At 70.4% G+C, this 20,643-nt stretch carries 15 protein-coding genes and 1 pseudogene; 8 read left to right on the forward strand and 8 right to left on the reverse strand.

Annotated elements, in window-relative coordinates:
* The first annotated feature begins 85 nt into the window (after nt 1-85).
* The 5 genes from KI388_RS01470 to KI388_RS01490 all read left to right on the forward strand — a co-directional run bounded on the left by KI388_RS01470 (nt 86) and on the right by KI388_RS01490 (nt 5,799).
* Complete coding sequence (locus KI388_RS01470) at nt 86-853, forward strand: helix-turn-helix domain-containing protein (protein WP_215087647.1); 768 nt, start codon at nt 86-88, stop codon at nt 851-853.
* A gap of 83 nt (nt 854-936) precedes the next feature.
* Entirely contained in the window at nt 937-1,362 is a 426-nt protein-coding gene (locus KI388_RS01475; protein ID WP_215087648.1) for a plastocyanin/azurin family copper-binding protein, read from the forward strand.
* Between the two features lie 112 nt (nt 1,363-1,474).
* The gene (locus KI388_RS01480) at nt 1,475-2,308 is read left to right on the forward strand and encodes a sulfite exporter TauE/SafE family protein (RefSeq protein ID WP_215087649.1); all 834 of its coding nucleotides are present in this window, start codon (nt 1,475-1,477) and stop codon (nt 2,306-2,308) included.
* A gap of 1 nt (nt 2,309) precedes the next feature.
* A complete protein-coding gene (locus tag KI388_RS01485) occupies nt 2,310-4,886 on the forward strand; it encodes a cation-translocating P-type ATPase (RefSeq protein ID WP_215087650.1) in 2,577 nt (858 codons plus the stop codon).
* A 127-nt stretch (nt 4,887-5,013) separates the two neighbouring features.
* Complete coding sequence (locus tag KI388_RS01490) at nt 5,014-5,799, forward strand: aldo/keto reductase (RefSeq protein ID WP_215088710.1); 786 nt, start codon at nt 5,014-5,016, stop codon at nt 5,797-5,799.
* Nucleotides 5,800-5,867: 68 nt separating this feature from the next.
* Here KI388_RS01490 and KI388_RS01495 read toward each other — a convergent pair.
* The 5 genes and pseudogenes from KI388_RS01495 to KI388_RS01510 all read right to left on the reverse strand — a co-directional run.
* Nucleotides 5,868-6,452, reverse strand: a pseudogene (locus KI388_RS01495) (PAS domain-containing protein); the annotation flags it as partial.
* A gap of 133 nt (nt 6,453-6,585) precedes the next feature.
* Nucleotides 6,586-6,825 carry a hypothetical protein gene (locus KI388_RS01500; protein WP_049932464.1) on the reverse strand — a complete coding sequence of 80 codons (240 nt, stop codon included), beginning with the start codon at nt 6,823-6,825 and terminating at the stop codon, nt 6,586-6,588.
* Nucleotides 6,826-6,914: 89 nt separating this feature from the next.
* Complete coding sequence (locus KI388_RS15480) at nt 6,915-7,037, reverse strand: hypothetical protein (protein ID WP_256441512.1); 123 nt, start codon at nt 7,035-7,037, stop codon at nt 6,915-6,917.
* Between the two features lie 413 nt (nt 7,038-7,450).
* Nucleotides 7,451-9,301, reverse strand: coding sequence for a S9 family peptidase (locus KI388_RS01505; RefSeq protein WP_215087651.1), 1,851 nt, complete (start codon nt 9,299-9,301; stop codon nt 7,451-7,453).
* A gap of 130 nt (nt 9,302-9,431) precedes the next feature.
* Nucleotides 9,432-10,070: an IS6 family transposase gene (locus tag KI388_RS01510; RefSeq protein WP_215087541.1), complete on the reverse strand. Its 639-nt coding sequence runs from the start codon at nt 10,068-10,070 to the stop codon at nt 9,432-9,434.
* A 94-nt stretch (nt 10,071-10,164) separates the two neighbouring features.
* On the opposite strand from KI388_RS01510, the gene KI388_RS01515 reads away from it, so the two are divergent.
* The gene (locus tag KI388_RS01515) at nt 10,165-11,214 is read left to right on the forward strand and encodes a glycosyltransferase (protein WP_215087652.1); all 1,050 of its coding nucleotides are present in this window, start codon (nt 10,165-10,167) and stop codon (nt 11,212-11,214) included.
* Nucleotides 11,215-11,252: 38 nt separating this feature from the next.
* On the opposite strand, the gene KI388_RS01520 is transcribed toward KI388_RS01515, so the two are convergent.
* The 3 genes from KI388_RS01520 to ppsA all read right to left on the reverse strand — a co-directional run bounded on the left by KI388_RS01520 (nt 11,253) and on the right by ppsA (nt 15,877).
* Nucleotides 11,253-11,888, reverse strand: coding sequence for a halocyanin domain-containing protein (locus KI388_RS01520; RefSeq protein ID WP_215087653.1), 636 nt, complete (start codon nt 11,886-11,888; stop codon nt 11,253-11,255).
* Nucleotides 11,889-12,382: 494 nt separating this feature from the next.
* Nucleotides 12,383-13,456, reverse strand: a complete 1,074-nt coding sequence (gene mfnA / locus KI388_RS01525; RefSeq protein ID WP_215087654.1) for a tyrosine decarboxylase MfnA — start codon at nt 13,454-13,456, stop codon at nt 12,383-12,385.
* A 75-nt stretch (nt 13,457-13,531) separates the two neighbouring features.
* Complete coding sequence (gene ppsA, locus KI388_RS01530; RefSeq protein ID WP_215087655.1) at nt 13,532-15,877, reverse strand: phosphoenolpyruvate synthase; 2,346 nt, start codon at nt 15,875-15,877, stop codon at nt 13,532-13,534.
* A 227-nt stretch (nt 15,878-16,104) separates the two neighbouring features.
* Here ppsA and KI388_RS01535 point away from each other — a divergent pair, with 227 nt between their 5' ends.
* The gene (locus tag KI388_RS01535; RefSeq protein WP_215087656.1) at nt 16,105-16,731 is read left to right on the forward strand and encodes a hypothetical protein; all 627 of its coding nucleotides are present in this window, start codon (nt 16,105-16,107) and stop codon (nt 16,729-16,731) included.
* Between the two features lie 305 nt (nt 16,732-17,036).
* The gene (locus KI388_RS01540) at nt 17,037-20,504 is read left to right on the forward strand and encodes a S8 family serine peptidase (protein WP_215087657.1); all 3,468 of its coding nucleotides are present in this window, start codon (nt 17,037-17,039) and stop codon (nt 20,502-20,504) included.
* The last annotated feature ends 139 nt before the right edge of the window (nt 20,505-20,643 follow it).

Below are 20,643 nucleotides of genomic sequence, written 5' to 3' on the forward strand. Positions count from 1 at the left end.
TGTTTTATCAGTCTACCCGCCGGGCCGCCTCGACGCGTACTCGTTCGGCTCGCTTTTTTTCCGACTTCGACCGTACGATCAGGGTATGAGACGGCGGTCGCAGTCGTCCGACTCTTCCCCTACCGAACGCCTCGGACCCCCGTCGGCCGGAACGGCCGGGTCCGACGGCGCCGCCGGCGCGGACGCGACTCGAGACGGCTCGGACGCGTCGCGAAGCGGACGGGCGGGCGACGACGCGGGGGTCCGCGTCGAAATCGTCGTCCGCGACCCGACGCCCGCCCCGGTGGCGGAGGCGCTCCCGCCGGGGGCGGTGGCCGAGGACGTCGACCGCGTTCGCGTCGACGGCGCGGTCGTCTCGCAGTTCCGAGCCGACCGCACGGTCGACGCGGAGCTGGTGTTCGACGGCGGCGACGAACTCGTCTACCGCTGTCGGAGCGGCGCGTCGGGTCCGTTCCCGGCCGACGCCGTCGAGTCGCTCGGCTACCCCGTGTCCACGGTCACGGTCCGCACGGCGCCCGACCGCGTCCGACTGGGGCTGTCGCTGCCCGCCGCCGATCCGCTCGGGGATGTGATCGACGCGCTGGAGGCGACCGGCGGGTCGGTCCGGCTCGAACGGCTCACCAGCTCCGGCGGGGCCGACACCCGATCGGACCCGGTCGTCGTCGACCGCGGACGGCTCACGGAGCGGCAGCGAGAGGTGATCCGGACCGCCCAGCGGCTCGGCTACTTCGAACACCCCCGTGGGGCGAGCGCAACCGAGGTGGCCGACGCCATCGGCATCGCCCGCGCCACGTTCTCGGAACACCTCGCGGCCGCGCAGCACCGCGTCTTCGAGGACCTCGTCGGCGGCTGACTCGGTCCTACTTGACGGCTGACCCCTTCCCACTCGACGGGGGCGACCGCGATATTAAAACCGTTCTGGGCCTCAGATAGGGTATGTATCGCAGACGGTTCCTCCGAGAGGCCGGCGCCGTCGGGAGCGCGGCGGCGGCCGTCGGTCTCGCCGGGTGCGCGGGCGTCGACGGCAAACCGGACCCCGACGTCGGCATGCTCGCCGCCGCGTACCAGCCGCGAGAGATCACGGTCTCCGTCGGTGCGACCGTCGTCTGGGAGAACACGAGCGCCCGGGCGCACACGGTCACCGCGACCGAGGGCGGGGTCCCGGACGGCGCCGAGTTCTTCGCCTCCGGCGGGTTCGACGACTACGAGTCCGCCCTGTCGGCGTGGCAGTCCGACTTCGGCGGCATCCTCGAGAGCGGCGACCGCTTCGAGCACACGTTCACCGTCCCCGGCGCGTACGAGTACGTCTGTATCCCCCACCGCGAGGGCGGGATGTACGGGACCGTCGTCGTGGAGGAGTGAGCCGCGCGTGACCCGGTCCACCGCCCGCGTCCGACGGACCTGTCTCTCGGTCGCGGCCGTCGCCCGACGAAACTCCTTCCCGCCCGCGCCCCGAACGAGGGGTGACTGACCGATGGCCCTCTCGCCGCTCCTCGGGACCGACGTGCTGCTGTTCGCCGCCATCGGGCTGCTCGGCGGCGCCCACTGCATCGGCATGTGCGGCCCGCTCGTCACCGTCTACGCGAGCCGGATGGACGCCGACGCCGGCCGGACCGACGGCGGCGGGGCGGACGCCGCGCCGACCGCGAGCGCGCCGACCGGCCGCGAGGGCCACCTGACCACCTACGAGGTCCGCCAGCACGCGCTGTTCAACCTCGGGCGCGCGGCGAGTTACGCGACGATCGGGACCCTCCTCGGCGCGCTCGGCGGTGCGGTCCTCGTCACCACCGCGACCCTGACGGGCGCCGCGGAGACCGTTCGCGGCGGGGTCGGCCTCCTCGTGGGCGCGGCCGTGATCTTCGTCGGCATTCGGTACCTCCTCGGCGGCGCGACCGGCGGGGTCCACCTCCCCGGGCTCGAACGCGTCACCGGGTGGCTCACGGGGCACGTCGACCGACTCGCGAACGGGCCGGGCATCGTCGCGCTCGGCGCGGTCCACGGGCTGCTCCCCTGTCCGATCCTCTACCCGGCGTACCTGTACGCGTTCGCGAGCGGCTCGGCGGTCGCGGGCGGCGTCGCGCTCGGCGCGCTCGGACTCGGGACGATCCCCGCCGTCTTCGCCTACGGGACGCTGATCGAGAGCGTCGACCCCGTCCACCGCCGCCGGATCCACCGGCTGCTGGGCGTCGCGTTCGTCGCGCTCGGCTACGTGCTGTTCGCGCACGGGCTGATGTCCGTCGGGATCCGCGTGCCGCACCCGCGGCTCCCGTTCTGGAACCCGCTCGACGCGGGCATGGGGGGGATGTGAGATGAGCGGAACCCCCGACCCGGCGCCGGGCGAGAGCGACGAGGCGCGTCCCGGCTCGGGCCCGAGCGACGACCCCTCGGCGTGTACCCTCTGTGAGCTCCCGACCGAGGGCGTCGACGTCACAGACGGCGAGGGCAACCGCTTCTGTTGTACCGGCTGCCGGGACGTGTACGGCGCCCTCGGGGACGCAGACGTGGACGCCGACGCGGTCCGAGAGCGCCGGCAGGCGGGGGACGACGGCGACGGAGCGGACGCCGCCGACGGCGACCGCGACGTCCCCGACGGCCACGAGCCGACGTACTTGGAGGTCGACGGGATGCACTGCGCGACCTGCGAGGCGTTCATCGAGACGGTGGCGACCGACGCGGCGGGCGTCAGCGGCGCGAGCGCGAGCTACGTCACCGACACCGTCCGGATCGACCGCGACCCCGACGCCGTCACAGTCGAGGACCTCACGGAGACGGTGAGCGGGCTGGGGTACAGCGCGTACGCCCGCGACGACGCCTTCTCGCGCCGGCAGGCGCACAACTTGGCGACCGCCCGGCTCGCGGCGGGCGTCCTCGTCGGGATGGCGGTCATGCTACAGTACATCGTCTTAATCTACCCGACGTACTTCGCGTTCCCGTTCTACGACCAACGGACCCTCGACTACCTCAACGAGGCGATGGCCTCGACCTCCGGCACGTACTTCTTCATCGTCATCGGGGTGTTGACAACCATCGTCCTCCTCTTCACCGGGAAGCCGATCCTGCGCGGGGCGTACGTCAGCGCGAAGACGCGCTCCCCGAACATGGACCTGCTCGTCGCCATTGCGGCGGTGAGCGCGTACCTCTACAGCACCCTCGCGGTGATATTCGTCGAGTCGCCCTCGATATACTACGACGTGACGGTGGCGATCATCGTCATCGTCACGGTGGGGAACCACTACGAGGACTCGGTGAAAGAGCGCGCGACGGAGCTGCTCTCCGAGGTCACCGCGGTCCAGGTGGACGACGCCCGGCGGCTGACCGCGGACGGCGACGCCGAGTCGGTCGCCGTCGAGGCGCTCGAACCGGGCGACCGGCTGCTCGTGCGCGCGGGCGAGCGAGTCCCGGTCGACGGCGAGGCGGTCGACGGCGACGCCGCGGTCGACGAGTCGGTCGTCACCGGCGAGTCGCTGCCGGTCCGGAAGGTCGCGGGCGACGCGGTCGTCGGCGGCTCGGTCGTCGCGGACGGCTCGCTCACGGTCGCGGTCGGGCCGGACGCGACCTCCAGCCTCGACCGCGTCGCGGAGCTGGTGTACGACCTCCAGAGCGGGAACCACGGCGTCCAGAAGCTCGCGGACCGGCTCGCGACGGTGTTCGTCCCGGCGGTCCTCGTCATCGCGGTCGTCGCCGCCGGCGCGTCGCTCGCGCTCGGCGGCGCGCCGACCGACGCGATGCTCGTCGGGCTGACGGTGCTGATCGTCTCCTGCCCGTGCGCGCTCGGGCTGGCGACGCCGCTCGCGGTCGCCGCGGGGATCCGCGACGCCCTCGAACGCAACATCGTCGTCTTCGACGACACCGTCTTCGAGCGGATCCGCGACGCCGACACGGTCGTCTTCGACAAGACCGGGACGCTGACGACGGGCGAGATGCGGCTGATCGACCGCGAGGTCGACGACGACCTGCTCCGGCTCGCGGCCGCCCTCGAATCGCGGTCCGCGCACCCGGTCGGACAGGCGGTCGCGGCCGCCCGGGCCGGCTTCGACGGCGCCGCCGCCCTCGGAGGGTCGACCGACGACGGCGCGACGCCGGCGGTCGCTGACGGCGGGACCGAGGCGGTCGACGCGCCCGGGCCGGGGGGCGAGTCCGAGCCGACCGTCGAGTCCTTCGAGAGCCACGCCCGCGGCGTCTCCGGCGTCGTCGACGGCGTCGAGGTCGTCGTCGGCCACCCGGACCTGTTCGACGAGCGGGGCTGGACCGTCCCCGACGAGGTCCGCGAGGCGGTCGCGGACGCCCGCGACGTGGGTCGCGTCCCGGTCGCGGTCGGCCGCGACGGCGCCGCCGAGGGGTTCGTCGTGGTGGGCGACGAGCTACGGGAGGGGTGGGAGGAGACGGTGACGGCGCTCGACGAGTCCGGGGTCGAGGTGATCGTCCTCACCGGCGACGACGAGCGCGCCGCGACCGTGTTCGCGGAGCACGACGCGGTCTCGTCGGTGTTCGCCGGCGTGCCGCCGGAGGGGAAAGCCGAGGCGGTCGGGCGGCTGAAGGAGCGCGGCGTCACGGTGATGGTGGGCGACGGGACGAACGACGCGCCGGCGCTGGCCGCGGCGGACCTCGGGGTCGCGCTCGGCGGCGGCACCGCGATGGCGGCCGACGCCGCCGACGTGGCCATCGTCGACGACGAACTCGGCTCCGTGGCGACCGTCTTCGAACTCGCCCGGGCGGCCGGCCGGCGCGTCAGGGGGAACATCGGCTGGGCGTTCTGCTACAACGCGGTCGCCATCCCGCTCGCGGCGACCGGCCTCCTGAACCCGCTGTTCGCCGCGGTCGCGATGGGCGCGTCGAGCCTGCTCGTGGTGACGAACTCCTCGCGGGCGCTGCTCTCCGAGGACTGACCCGGCGCTCGCCGCGCCCGCGACGCGGCCGCGTCCGCCCCTACCGCAAACGACTTTCGGCTCACGCGAGTAGGCCGAGGCGATGACAGACCAACAGCAACAGCCTGCGGTACCGACCCGGAGCGGGATGCCCGTCCTCGGGCTCGGCACGTGGGAGAACGACGACCCGGCGCAGTGCACCGAATCGGTCGCGAACGCGCTCGACGCCGGCTACCGCCACGTCGACACCGCCCAGATCTACGGCAACGAGACCGCCGTCGGGAAGGGGATCGCGCGGAGCGACGTCGACCGCGAGGAGGTCTTCCTCGCGTCGAAGGTGTGGATCGACAACCTCGCGCCCGCCGACGTGGCCTCGTCGACCCGCGAGAGCCTCGACAAACTCGGCGTCGACTCCGTCGATCTCATGTACGTCCACTGGCCGGCCGGAGAGTACGAGCCGGAAGAGACGCTGCCGGCGTTCGCGGAGCTTCGCGACGACGGCCTGATCGACCGCATCGGCGTCTCCAACTTCGAGCCGCACCACCTCGACGCCGCGACGGACGCGCTCGGTGAAGCGCCGTTCGCGAATCAGGTCGAGATGCACCCGCTGCTCCGACAGGAGGAGCTTCGCGAGTACGCCGACGCCAACGGCGTCGAGCTGGTGGCCTACTCGCCGCTCGCCCGCGGGGAGATCCTCGACGACCCGGCGATCGTCGACATCGCGGAGACGCACGGCGTCAGCGCCGCACAGGTGAGCCTCGCGTGGCTCCGCGAGAAGGGCGTGACCGCCATCCCGAAAGCCACCGGGACCGACCACATCCGCGACAACCTCGCGAGCGTCGACCTCGACCTCGACGACGAGGACGTCGAGGCGATCGACACCCTCGGCCGGACCGACCGCCAGCTCAACCCCGACTTCGGGCCGGACTGGTAGGCCCCGCGGGAACCTTCTTCACTCCTCCGCGCGCGGCAGCGACACCGTGATCCGGTTTCCGCGCGTGCCATCGCCTCCTCGACGGCGGGGCGGTCGTCTGGGTGGATCGCGTCGAGGAACGCGCCGGGGTCGCCGCGGAGCCCCTCGACCGACGCGCCGTATATCTCCTCGTAGGCGGGGTTCGCGAAGAGGAGCTCAGCCCAGTCGGCGCTGAACATCCAGAGCACGTCGCCGGAGACCGAGGCGAGCCCCTCGAGGTGGGAGGCGGTCTCCGCGCGCTCGTCTTCCGCCCGGACGCGGTCGGTGACGTCCCGCGAGCTGACCACGAACCCGTCGAGCGTCTCGTCGGTGAGGTTCGACATGCGGCTCTCCAGCCAGGCCCACGACCCGTCCGCGGTCCGGTGTCGGTACTCCGCGGTGACCTCGGTAAACTCCGCCGTCCGGACCGCCTCCTCGAACGTCCGCCGCACCGCCTCCCGGTCGTCCGGGTGCATGTACTCGAAGGCGTTCGTCCCGACGAGCTCCTCGGGGTCGTAGCCCAAGGTCCGTTCGACGGCCTCGTTGGCGTACGTGTACCTCCCGGCGTCGTCCAAGAGGGCGACCTTGTCTTGGGCCTGGTCGAGCAGCAGCCCGAGCGGTTCGGACCCGTTCATTCCCCCATGTTCCCACGCGTACGCGCATAACCGTCACTACCGTCCGTGTCCGCCGGCGGTCACGGACGAACTACGGTACTCGAATGGACCACGGCGTGTCGGGACGCAATCGGACGGTCCGAGTGGACTCCGTTCAGTCGTCGCTCGCCGAGAGCGCCTCTCGAATCTCTTCCAGCTTGAAATACGATGCGAGACCGAGTATCGTCACGGGCCACAGACCGACGAACTGTCCGCGCTGCTTGTCGCCGCGCACGTAGTAGAAGTACAGCGCGAGCGCCACCGACCCCACTGACGCGAACACCGCGGGTCCGAGTCCGTCACTACCGACCTCTTCGACAACTTCGGCCGCCGTCTCTTCTGTTGTATCGCTCACATACGATAAACGCCCCAGACGGGGATATGTGTTTCCTTGGTGTGTGCCCTACTTCTGGCCGTATTCGTCTCACGTCGCCGGCGGCGGCGTCACGACGACCTCGACCGCTCGCTCCGAAACACGAGCACGAAGATCAGGACCGACAACACGATCATGACCGCCGCGAACACGCGCTCGTCGCCTATCACAGCGTCGACCGGATCTTGGAGCATACTTCCGGTACGGCCCCCACGCTAATGTATCTCGGTATCAGCGACGAACGCGCTTCATCCCCGTCAACACCGGCGACTCCGCACGAGCGGACGCCGTCGCTCGGACCGCCGACGGCCGGCCCACCTTCCCACGAACCGCACGAAACGATTTGAGGCCGCGGACCGTACCGGGAGCATGCGTGACATTGACCCGGACGCGCTGATGTTGGTAGCGGGTGTGGCGATCTCACTGATCGCGCTCGTAGAGTTGTATCCGCTCTGGAAAAATCGGAGAGACGAACGACGGTGACGGCCGTCCCGCCCCGTCCGCACCGGGCCCGCATTCGGCGGCCACGGCGCACCGACTCTTCGACGGCCACGGCGACGGGCGTGCCGGTTATGAGCGCGGCGACGGGGGACCGGGCGGCGACCCTTCAGACGTGTTCCGCGAGGAAGTCGACGATCCCGCGGTACGCCTCGATCCGGTTGTCGAGCTTCGCGAAGCCGTGTCCCTCGTCGTCGAAGATCAGCTTCCGGACGGGGACGCCCTGCGCGCGCGCCTCCTCGACGATCTGCTCGGCCTCTCCGACGGGCACCCGCGGGTCGTTCTCGCCGTGGAGGACGAACAGCGGGGCCTCGATCCGGTCGATGTTGTTGATCGGGGAGACGGACTCGAGGAACTCGCGGTCCTCGGCCAGCGAGCCGTACTCGGCCTCGCGCAGCGACCGCCGCCAGTCGCCGGTGTTCTCCAAGAACGTGACGAAGTTCGCGATGCCGACGATGTCGACGCCCGCGGCCCACAGATCCGGGTACTCGGTCAGCGACGCGAGCACCATGAAGCCGCCGTAGGAGCCGCCCATCGCGACGACGCGGTCGGGGTCGACCTCGGGGTGGTCGTGGAGCCAGCCGACGCCCTCGCGGATGTCCTTCACCGAGTCCATCCGGTTCTCCACGTCGTCAAGCCCGGAGTACACCTTCCCGTACCCCGAGGAGCCGCGGACGTTCGGCTCGAAGACGGCATACCCGTTGTTCAGCAGGTACTGCGTGACCGAGGCGAAGGAGGGCCGCCGCTGCGACTCCGGCCCGCCGTGGATGTCGACGACGACCGGGTAGCCCGACTCCGGCGGCTCCGTCTCCGGCACGGAGAAGAACGCGGGAATCTCCCGCCCAGTGCGAGACGACGTCTCGCTGGCCGACGAACGTCGTTCGTCGACGTCGAAGGTCGGGTAGTGGACCAGTTCTCGCTCGACGAACGTGTCCGCGGGGATCCCCGCGGTCGAGGCGCGGGTCCAGCGCTCCGCCTCGCCGGTGGTCGCGTCGACGACGTAGACGTTCGCGTTGTGCGTGCTGCCCGTCGCCGTCACCGCGAACCGCTCGCCCTCGGGACCGAAGCTCACGCCGCCCGCGACGCCGTCCGGCAGGTCCGGCGCCGGGAACTCGTCGATCCGGTCGGGCGCGACGAGTTCCCCCGCGGTGAGTTCGGTGTAGCCGTCGACGTTCCGGGAGTAGACGAGCCGCCGCGAGTCCTCGTCTATCGCGACGCCGTCGACGTTCCACTCGCCGCCGTCCGCGACGACGTCGAACTCGCCGGTCGCGAGGTCCAGCCGCTCCAAGCGCAGCGTGTCCGTGTCGCGGTCGGTGACGAGGTAGACCCCCTCACCGTCGGGGCCCCACTCCGGGCCGGAGTACCGCACGTCCCCCTCGTGGGGCGTGTGGTGGGTGAGGTCGCCGGTCGAGATATCGAGGGTGTACACGTCGTGGTCGAACGAGGAGTGCGCCTCGTGGACGATCAGCCGGTCGTCGCTCGGGGACCAGCCGGCGACCGAGAGCCAGCCGTCGCCCTCGTACACGAGTTCGGCGTCGTCGCCGGTCTCGTCGCGGCCCTGAACGTACACGTCGAAGACGGCCTCGTCGCGCCGGTTCGACGCGAACGCGAACCGGTCGCCCGTCGAGTCCCAGCCGCCCCACCGGTGTTTCGCTTCGGGCATGTCGGTGAGGTCCGTGATGTCGCCGGACTCGTAGTCGAGCCGGTAGAGCTGCGCGCGCTCGTTGCCCCCCTCGTCCATGCCGAAGACGGCCTCCGAGCGCTCCGGGGAGGAGTCGACGAAGGAGACGGACTCCTCGAAGAACGTGTGCTGTTCCGGCCACGACTCCGGCTCGCGGACCGACCACACCTGCCCCGTGCCGGTCGTGTCGAGCAGGAAGGAGAGCCGCCCGTCGGGACCGAGGTCGGCGCCGCCCGCGTTCCGCACGTTGAGGTAGCGCTCGATGTCGTACTGTCGCATGCCACTCGGTTCCGCGCGCCGCGTGAAACCGTTTCGGGTGCCGGACCCTCGCCGCGGCGCGCGACCGGTCCGACCGGCGCGGGGTCGGCATTGCTCACCGCAGCCCCGCCGTCTCCCGCCCGGGGTCGCGTTAAGTTTGGCGTGAATTGTGGTAGACGGCGAAGGCTTCTAGCCAGTTTTGAGCTGTCTCTAGCGCGACATTGCTGAAACTATTCGCAAACGATGATGTTCGTCGTTCTATTTCCCAAAAGACACGTTCGATAGCATTCCGATTTCCATGTTGAATGACTTGAAATCGATAGCCGTCTTCATCGAGAACTGATCCGAGATAGTCTGCGTCATCGACGAGAAATTCCACGCTATCGAGCTGATAGCGCCGGTGAAGCTCGGTGAGAAACCATCGCGTCGTCTGTTTATTTGCGGTCGGATAGATACTCACGTGAAGGATCTCGTTCGTCTGCGGATCAACCGCGCCGTACAGCCAGAACTTCTGGCCGTGGAGGCGGATCATCTTTTCGTCAACCGCGATTTGATCCTCGGAGACGGTCGAGATCGGCTGTAGTTCGGCCTTATGAACCCAGTTATGGATCGCGACGTGACTCCGCTTGATCCCAAACAGCTCAAGATGCTTACTTACCTCTCGCAATGACATACCGGCCAAGTGACAGCGGATCCCTACTTCAATCGCCCATCGCGGCGTTCGATCTCGCTCCACAAACGACAAGTCGATCCACGCGATACGTTCGCTGAGGCGCTCGGTTTCGGCCATAGACACTCTGAAGTCGAGCGCCTCATCCTCTAACTTAACGCGACGCCGCCCGGATGCCGTGTCTTTTTACCGGCGCCCCCCGTGCGGTCGGCGTATGCGCGTCGCGTTCGTCTCGCTTTTCACCCCCGAACACGGGGAGACCCCGGCGCGGACGCGGACGCTCCGAACCGCCCGCCGGCTCGCCGCCCGCGGGCACGACGTGGTCTGGCTGTGCGCGCAGTGGTGGGGCGGCGACCACGACGCGTTCGACGACGAGGGGATCGAGTACCGCTCGGTCACCGTCGAGCCGTCGCCCGTCGGGTTCGCCGCGAAGCTCCCGGCCGCGCTCCGGCGCGTCGCCCCCGACGTCGTCCACGCGGTCAACAGCCCGCCGACGCCCGCGCTCGCCGCCACGGTCGCGGGGTCGCTCTCTCGGGTCCCGGTCGTCGTCGACTGGTGGCGCGACCACCCGGCCGACGCCCGCCGCTGGTACCGGCCGCTCGCGCGGCGCGCCGACGCGGTCGCGACCCCCTCGCGGACCACCAAGACGCGCGTCCGCGAACACGGCGCCGACGGCGACGACGTGCGGGTGCTCCCCGAGAGCATCGACTTCGACGCCGTCGAGTCCGCGGGCGTCGACGACCGCTTCGACGCGGTGTACTCGCGGCGGCTCGACCGCCATGCCAACGTCGAGACGTTCCTGCTCGGGCTGGCGGAGCTACGGGGCCGCGACTGGACCGCGGCGGTGATCGGTGATGGTCCCGAGCGCGGCCGGATCGAGGCGACCGCGAGCGACCTCCGCATCGACGACCGCGTCGAGTTCCTCGGTGACGTTCCGACCGAAGCGCGGATTCCGATATTCAAGGGGACACACGTCGCGGTCGCGACCGCGACGTGGGAGACGTTCGCGACCGACCTGCTGTGGGCGGTCGCGTGCGGCTGCGTCGCCCTCGTCGAGTACCAGGCGGACTCCGGCGCGCACGAACTCGTGGAGGGGCGCGAGCGCGGGCGGCTCGTGACCAGCCCGGCGGAGCTGGCCGACGAGTTCGTCGCGGTCGGGGATCTCGAACGCCGGGCGGTCGACCGGGAGTTCGCCTCGTTCGACCACGAGGCGGTCACGGACCGCTACGTGGCGCTGTACGAGGAACTCGTCGACGGGGAGTGACGGGCCGCGCGGACGAGCGGAGAGAAAGAGGGCGTCTGCTACGCCTGCTCCTGCCGGGTAATCGTACCGCCGTACTTCATGAAGACGAACGCCAGCCCCAGCGTGCTCACCATCGCGATGAACGTCGCGATGCCGAGCGCGCGGGCGGCGTCCGGGACGAACACCGCGTCCGAACTCCCCCCGCCGACCTCGACGGTGGCGACGTCCTCGCCCACGGCGATGCCGGCGTGCATGCCGGTCGCGGTGTGAGGCACGCAGTGGTAGTGGGTGATGCCGGCGTCCTCGCCGGAGGTCTCGTACTCGTAGGTGTTCCCCTCCTCGCCCACGGGGTCGCCGCTGTCGAGGCTTGCCGGGCCGCCGTCGTCGACGGTCTGGACGTTGTGCGCGCCGCCGGCGCCGGTCCACTCCCAGACGACCGTCGTCCCCTCGTCGACCCACACGAGGGTCGGGTCGAACGCGAGGCCCTGGTCGCCGGCGCCGACCGAGATGGTTACCGAGTCTTGGCCGCGGGCGTCGGTGTAGGACCCGACGTTGCCTTCGGCGGCGCTCGGCCAGTCGGGTTCCACTTCCTGTGCAGCCGCCGTCCCCGCCGTCGCCGTCGCCGCGCCGGCGGCGGCCGCCGCACCGCCGGCCGTCCGCATGAACGCGCGCCGAGAGACGTCGTCCGAACTCATACCACCCGGTTCGTAACGGCCCGTAGTGAATATGTTGATCCGAACGCGGGATCACCAATAAACGGCGACCGCCCCCGAAGCCCCAGCCGCTCGGCTGTCCGTGGTTGGTTATAAACCGACGAGCAACGCGACCGCTCTCGAAGCCCCAGTCGCGAGGCGGGCGCACGCTCGCTGCGGTCCTCGTTCGTTCGTTTCACTCACTCGCTGCGGTCCTTACGTCACCTGCGCCCGCCTCGCGACTGCCCCTTCGAGTCCCGCCCCGCACCTCACGCCTCCCCAGCCTCGTCGGACGCGTCTTCGGGCTCCCTTCGGTCGCCCTCGCCGCGCCGACTCCCTCGCGCGTGCTGTCTCGCGGCCGCCGAGGGCGGCCGCTCGCAGGCACGCAGGGAGGCGCGACGCGCCTCTTGCAGCCGGCGGCAGAGCCGCCGGCGACGCCGCAGCCTTGTTCATTTATAAAGAACAGTCGCAGCCGCGGTCACGTATTTAAATGAGGCCTACCGTCGGATCCCGTCGAGGTCGTCGATGAACGCCCGCAGCGCCGAGCGCGTCACGTGCGGCATACACACCACGCGGAGCTCTCCGCTGCCGGTCCGCGACACCTTCCAGCCGGCGTCGCGGAGCGCCGCGAACTCCGACTCGGGCACGTCGGCCGCGACGAGCGGGAGTTCGGGGTCGACGACGTCGTACCCGCGGGCCGCGAGTTCGGCGGCGAGCCAGTCGGCGTTGTCGGCCGCGCGCTCGGCCGCCTCGCGGTAGCCGTCGGGCCACAGCGCGTCCATCGCCGCGACGGCGCCCGCGACGCCCGCGCCGCTCCGGGTCCCGGTCAGCGTCGCCTGCGACCGGGACTCCAAGTAGGGGGTGTCGACCGCGAGCGCGTCGAGCGCGGCGTCCTCGCGGGCGAGCAGGCCGCCCGCCGGCACCGGCGCCTGCCCGAACTTGTGGGGGTCGATCGTCAGCGTGTCGACCGGCGCGTCCGCGAACGACCAGTCGCGGTCGGTGAAGGGGAGGACGAACCCGCCCCACGCGGCGTCGACGTGGAGCCGCGCCCCGCGCTCCTCGGCTATCGCCGCCAGCTCAGGGATCGGGTCGACCCGGCCGTACTCCGTGCTGCCGGCGACGCCGACGACGAGCGCGGTCGCGCCGTCGACCGCGGCCGCGACCGCATCGGGGTCGGCCCGGTGGTCGTCGTCGAGGGGGACCGTCCGTAGCTCCACGCCGAGCACCTCTGCCGCCTTGGTGAACGAGAAGTGCGCGCTCGCCGGCGCGACGACGTTGAGATCGGTCCCGTCGTGCCGGTTCCGCGCCGACCGCACCGCCTGAACGTTCGCCTCGGTGCCGCCGGAGGTGACGTACCCGGCGGCCTCGGCCGGGGCCGGGTGGTCGGCTAACGCCGCGAGCCCCTCGACCGCGCGCGCCTCTAGCTCCGCGACCGCATCGTAGGTGGCGGGGTCGCCGGGGTTCGTCGCGAGGAAGCGCTCGGCGGCCTCGCGGGCCGCCGGGTGCGGCTCGGTACACATCGAGGAGAGCACCCGATCGAACGACTGCGGCTCGGGTTCCGGCTGACGCATCTGCCCTGCTCTTACGCGGGGCGGCTCTTACCCGTTCCGCTCTGGGGTGTCTCAGGAAACCGACCGCGAGCCCCCTCAGCGAACCGAGTCGAGCAGGAGGCGCTGCTCGGTCCGCTTGACCTCGTGTTGGACGTCGCGGACCGCGTCGATGTTCGCGGAGATGGAGGAGACGCCCTTCTCGACGAGGAACTCGACCATCTCGGGCTTCGAGCCGGCCTGTCCGCAGATGCTGGTGTCGACGCCGAGTTCGCGGCACGACTCGATCGTGTCACCGATGAGCCGCAACACTGCGGGGTGGAGCTCGTCGAACCGGTCCGCGACGTGCCCGTTGTTGCGGTCGACCGCGAGCGTGTACTGCGTGAGGTCGTTGGTGCCGAAGGAGGCGAAGTCGATGCCGGCGGCCGCCAGCTCCTCGATCTGGAGCGCGCTGGCGGGCGTCTCGATCATCACGCCCCAGCGGTGCGTCTCGGGGTCGATCCCGGCCTCGCGCATGTGGCGCGTGATCCCCTCCACGTCGGCGGCGTCGTTGACTAAGGGGAACATCACCTCCAGGTTGTCGTACCCCATCTCGTGGAGCCGCGCGAACGCGGTGAGCTCCTGCCGGAACGGCTCCGGCTTGTCGAGGCTCCGCCGGGTCCCCCGCCAGCCGAGCATCGGGTTGGGCTCGACCGGCTCGCCCTCGCCGCCCTCCAGTTCGCGGAACTCGTCGGTGGGCGCGTCGATGGTCCGCACCCGGACCGGTCGCGGGTAGAACTCGTCCGCGACGCGCCGGACCCCCTCGATGAGCTCCTCCTGGTACGCCCGCGCGCCGTGGTCAGCGATGTACTTCTCCGGGGTCTTCCCGAGCGACAGCACCATGTGTTCGATCCGGAGCAGGCCGACGCCGTCGGCGCCGGTCGCGGCGGCGCGCTCCGCGGCCTCCGGGATCGAGACGTTCACCTTCACCTCCGTCGCCGTCATCGGCTTGACGGGGGTCTCGGGGCGCGCGGCCTCCACCGGCTCGAACTCCTCGCCCGGCTCGGCCGACTCGTCTTCGCCCGCCCGGATCGTCCCCTTGTCGCCGTCGAGGGTGACGTGCTGGCCGTCCTCGAGGACGCGGGTCCCGTTGCCGGTCCCGACGACCGCGGGGACGCCGAGCTCGCGGGAGATGATCGCCGCGTGGCTCGTCATCCCCCCCTCGTCGGTGACGATGCCGGCGGCGCGTTTCATGGCGGGCACCATGTCGGGCATCGTCATCTCCGTCACCATCACGTCGCCCTCCTGGACCTGATCGAGGTGGTCGAGCTTGTGGACGATCCGGACGGTGCCGGAGACGGCGCCCGGGCTGGCGCCGAGCCCGTCGACGAGGACGTCCGCGTCGTCGTCCCCCCCGTCTCCGCCGTTCGCGCTCGCCCGGTCGCTCGGTTCGGTTCCCGGCGCGGCGCCGTCGCCGCCCGCGTCGCCGCTCGCGCCCGCCCCGTCGCCGGCGTCCTCTTGGATCGTGGTGATCGGGCGCGACTGGAGCATGTATATCTCGCCGTCGTAGATCGCCCACTCGACGTCTTGGGGGGCGCCGTAGTGGTCCTCGACGCGCTCGCCGAGCTCGACGAGGTCGCCTATCTCCGCGTCCGAGAGCACCCGCTCGTTCCGGCGGTCCTCGTCGACGTCGAGCTGGACCGTCTCGCCGGTCTCGTCGTCTTTCACCATCTCCACCTTCTTGTCCGCGACGGTGACCTCGTCGACCTCGCCCCGCCCGCGGTCGTACACGTAGTTGTCTGGCGAGACGGTGCCGGAGACGACCGCCTCACCGAGCCCCCACGCGGCCTCGATGGTGACCTGCGGCTCGCCCGTCGAGGGGTGGCTGGTGAACATCACGCCGGACTTGTCGGCGTCGACCATCCGCTGGACGACGACCGCGATGTCGACCTCAGAGTGCGGGAACCCCCGCTGCTGGCGGTAGTAGATCGCGCGCTGGGTGAAAAGCGACGCCCAGCACTCCTTGACGCGCCGGAGCAGGTCGTCCTCGCGGACGTTGAGGAACGTCTCCTGCTGGCCGGCAAACGAGGAGTCGGGCAGGTCCTCGGCCGTGGCCGACGAGCGGACCGCGACGAACGCCTGCTCGCCGTCCTCGCCCATCGCCCGGTACTGCGCGAGGATCTCCTCGCGCACCGACTCCGGGAACGGCGTCCCGAGGATGAGCTCCTCCGCGCGCTCCTCGGCCGCGCGGAGCGCGGCGGAGTCCTCGGGGTCGACGTCGACCGCGTCGAACAGCTCCTCGTCGATCCCCGCCTCCTCGATGAAGGTGCGGTACGTGCCCGCGGTGACGGCGAATCCCGGCGGCACCGGGAGCCCCGCGCCGATGAGTTCGCCGAGCGACGCCGCCTTCCCGCCGACGGTCCCGACGTCGTCGGCATCGACATCCTCCAGCAAGAGTACTGCCATTCGTGTACTCGGAGGATCCGCGAGGTAACGTATGAAGCTTCCGGCAAACGCAACGGTGAATAGAAGACAACTCGGTCCCGAGTTGTGTCCGCGGCGACGCGGCGGTTCGTCCCTCGCAGCGCCCGAACGCCGTTCCGACGCCCGGAGCGGGATGTTACAGGTCTCGTTCCGGAAACGGAGCCACATACACAATTTTCTTAAATAAAAACTACTACCTGTTGTTCATAGTGGCCCGTCAGTCCGCATCTCCCTACACTCCCGACGCCGAGTCCGCGGGGTTCGACGACGACGAGCGGGCGGCGTCGTCGTCGGACGCCGACGACCCTCCACTCGACCGGTCCGAGGCGCTGATCGAACTGCTCGCCAACTCGCGCCGGCGGTACCTCTGGCAGCACCTTCGACGCGAAGGGGAGGAGATTCCCCTCCAAGAGGCGTCCAGAGTGATCGCGGCCCGCGAACTCGACAAGCCGCCGTCGGCCGTGACCTACGACGAGCGCAAGAGCGTGTACACCTCGCTGCTCCAGTTCCACTGTCCGAAGATGGCCGACGCCGGACTCATCGAGTTCGACCGCCGCGCCGCCCGGGTCGCCCCCTGCGAGGGGTCGAACCTGGTCGTCGAACTGGAGCCCGACCGGCGACGCGTGGGGAGGACCGTCCTCGCCGCCGTCGGCCTGTCGGCGCTCGTCACGGCCGGTGCGTGGCGATTCGGGCTTCCGGTGTTCGGCGCGCTCACCCCCGAAGCGCTCGCCGTCTCCCTCGGCATCGCCGCGGTGACCGCGTGCTCGCTCTACTACGCCGTCGTCAGGTCCGCCCGCGCCGTCGACTTCGACGAGGTTCTCCGGCGACTCCGCTAGGTCGCCCCACCGTCGTGTTCGGCGGACCGACCTGTCCTCCTGCTCGCTAGGCCGACCCGCCATCTTGTCTGGTATCTGACCTTTCGTCCTGTTCGGTTGGTCGACCCGCCGTCGAGTTCCGTCGTCCCCGCCCCTCGCGCGTCAGGTCACTCCCGCCGCCGCTCCCGCGAGAAACCGACGAAAATCTCCGGGAGACACGACTCGTTGTCGGATTTTCACGCGGTGGGAACGGCTTATATTCCGAATAATCACGTCCCATGGCCTGCTGTACCGTGACACCTCCGCACGGTGGAGGCGAACGATCGATGGTATCACGAAAAACACTCTTTGCGACGCTTTTCGCGGCCGTCATGGTCGCGTCCATGTTCGCGCCGACCGCGGGTGCGGCGGCGGCCATGGGCGGGACCGGCGGCGACGCGACCGACGCCGGGCCGGCCGACGTCGACGCAGACGTACAGCCACAGACGGAACCGAGCCAGGAAGCGAACGAGACCGACGCCGAAGAGTCGGTCAGAATTGACCCGGCGCTCCGGTCCGCCAGCGACGAGACGGTGGTTCTCCTCGCCGTCGAGCGCGAACTCGACCTGCGGGCCGCGTCCGCGGACGGCGAGCTCTCGGTCGACCGGATCCGCGCCGACTCCGAGGCGACGCTGGAGCCGGTCGCCACCGAGCTGAACGCGCTCGGGGCGGACGTCCGCGAGCGCTTCTGGGCGGGCAACATCGTCACCGCCGAAGTCGACCTCGACGCGGTCGACCTCGAGCGGTTGGCGTCGATCGACGGGGTAAAATCCGTCTCGCCGAACGTGCGGTACGAGCGGCCCGAGCCGCCCGCCGCCGCCGGCGACGACGCGGCGCCCGCGAGCCACGACGGCGAGTACACGTACGGGCTCGAACAGATCGGCGTCCCCGAGTTCGAAGACGAGTTCGGCGTCCAAGGCGAGGGCGCCACCGTCATGATCGGCGACGACGGCGTCTCGAACCCCGAGGAGGGTCACCCTGACCTCGAGTTCGCAAAGGAGGCGATCGTCCAGAACGGCACCGTCGACGAGGGAACCCTCGTCGGCGGTAACGAGGGCTCGCACGGCGAGCACACGGCGGGCACCGCGACCGGCGCGGCGCACCCGGCGGGCGACGTGCCCCGCTACGGCGTCGCCCCCGAGGCGGACCTCTTGATGGCCGACGTGTTCGCGGGCGGCGGCGCGTTCTCCGAGGACATCATCGCCTCGATGCAGTGGGCCGCCGAGAACGACGCCGACGCGGCGAGCTTCAGCCTCGGCTTCCCGTCCTCGACCGGTCTGTCGACGTTCCAGCCCGCTTACATCGAGACGGTCGAAGACGTGAACGCGGCCGGAACCGTCGCGGTCGTCTCCGCCGGGAACTCCGGCAGCGGCGACGGCGGCGGGCCGGTCACCTCGCCGGCGACGAACTTCCGCTCGGCGTCGGTCGGCGCGTCCACCGAGGCCGGGACCATCGCGACCTTCTCCAGCGGCGACGTAATCTCCGACGACGACGTCGAAATCGTCGGCCCCGAGAACGGTACGCTCCCCGAGACGTTCCCGCACGAGTACGTCAAGCCCGACGTCGCGGCCCCCGGACAGGAGGTCCTGAGCTCCGGGCCGCTCGGCGGCGACATCGGCGACCCGAACGCGACGTACTCCTACTCCGACGGCACGTCGATGGCCGCCCCGCACTACGCGGGCGCCGTCGCGCTGCTCCAGTCGGCCACGGACGAGGACCTCGCGCCCGGGACGATCAAGGCGGCGCTCGCGGAGACCGCCGAGAAGCCCGACAACGACTTCCCGAGCGCCGACGGCCGCGACATCCGGTACGGCACCGGGATCATCGACGTCCACGCGGCCGCGCAGGCGCTCAACGAGACGCAGACGATCGAGGGCACGGTCACGGACAACGCGACCGGCGAGCCGGTGGTCGGCGCCACCGTCGGCACCGACGCCGGGTCGCTGACGACGACCGACGAGAACGGCGAGTACACCCTCGAAACCACCGAGGAGGCGGCCACGGTCACCGCCGATCAGTTCGGCAACGCCGAGGAGACGACCGAGGTGAGCGGCGGCGCGGCGACGGAGTTCGCGCTCGAACCGCAACTCGCCGTCGACCTGATCGAGGGCCAGGCTCCGTTCGCGCCGACCGGCGGCGACGTCACCCTCGTCCTCGACGTCCGCAACCTCGACGGGCTGACGGTCGACCTCACCGACGACTCGGAGCTCAACGCCTCCGACCTGACCGTGTCGGTCGCGGGCAGCGAGGTCGACCTCGGCAACGAGACGACCTTCGATAACCTCGACGACGACGCCGTCCCGGTCACGGTCGACATCGCCGAGGACGCGCCGCTCGACGAGAGCTTCTCGCTCGAACACACCTTCGCGGGAGCGGGCGAGGAGCTTGTCGTCGAGACCGGCCCGACCACGACCGTCGACGAGCTTCAGGGCCCCGAGTTCGAGGTCGCGAGCGTCGACGTTCAGGAGGACGTCACGCCGAGCGAGTCCATCGTCATCACCGCGACCGTCGAGAACGTCGGTGACCAGACCGGCTCGACGCAGACGCTGACGGCGATCCAGGACGCCGCGACGGGAGGTGACGACAACTTCATCTACTTCCCGCCGAGCGACGTCACCGACCTCCCGCCGGGCGAGACGCAGACCCTCGAGACGAACTTCGGATCGATCGCGGGGATCAACGCCGCGCTCGGCACGGACTTCGGTCCCGGCGACGAGCTGGAGGCGGTCCAGCAGGTCGGCGAGAACCTCGACCCGAGCGCCGCGCCCGCACCGAACGTCACCGACGAGGGAACCGCGCCGTTCACCGTCGTGGCGAACGGCACGTTCTTCCAGGTGAGCGACCTCACCGCACCGGCGTCGGCCGAGGCCGGCGACCAGATCGACGTGAGCGCGAACGTCACGAACGTCGGCACCGACGCCGGCGAGCAGAGCGTCGACTTCGTGTTCAACGACACCGTCGCGGCGAGCCAGAACGTCTCGCTCGACTCGTCCGAAAGCGAGGTCGTGACGTTCGCGAACGTCACCGTGCCGAACGTCGACGGGACCTTCGAGCACGGCGTCTTCACCGACAACGACGGGCAGACCGCGACGATCGACGTCGACGGGGTGCCCTCGGTCCAGTTCGCGCAGGAGGAGTACGTGTTCGGTCCCGGTGAGACCCGGACGCTGCTCGTCGAGACCGACGCCGAGTCGGTCGCGGGCTACGAGGCGCAAGTCGAGTTCGACCCCGAGACGATCACGGTCGAGAGCGCCTCCGCCGGCAACCTCTCCGGCGCGTTCAGCAAGAACATCGACAACGAGAACGGCACGGCCTCCGTCGGGCAGGCCCAGGCGAACGGCGGGTCGCCGTCCGTCCTCTTCGCTCTCGAAGTCACCTACGAGGGCGAGGAGGGCGGCTCCGCCGACATCGCGTTCGACGCCGAGGACTCCGAGGTGCTCGATCCGAACACCGATGAGATCGAGGTCGACTACCGCGACGCCGGGGTCGTCAGCGGCGTGCTCGGTGACGTCAACACCGACGGCGAGGTGACCGTCGGTGACGCCATCCTGGTCCAGCAGTACATCGCCGGGCAGGACCTGGCCGACGACTTCAACCCCGCGCTCGCCGACGTTACCGGCGACGGCTCGGTCACCACCAGCGACGTCCTCGCCATCCTCAACGAGGCCCTCGCTGACAACGACGGAGCTGACTCCCCCGAAACGGTCGACACGGAGGTGAACGCGACCGACACGGCCTCGGTCACGGTCCCGTAACCGCGTCGGACGCCGACTGACCGCGCCGCGACCGGCCGACCGCGCCGGCGCGGCGCGCGTCGGCTCTCGCACCGTACGCTACCACGCACCCTCGCCGCGCGGGCGGCGATTTTTATACGGTGGTAGTCGAGACGGCTTT

The organism is Halorubrum sp. 2020YC2 (genome assembly GCF_018623055.1).
In the GTDB taxonomy this organism is placed as follows: Archaea; Halobacteriota; Halobacteria; order Halobacteriales; family Haloferacaceae; genus Halorubrum.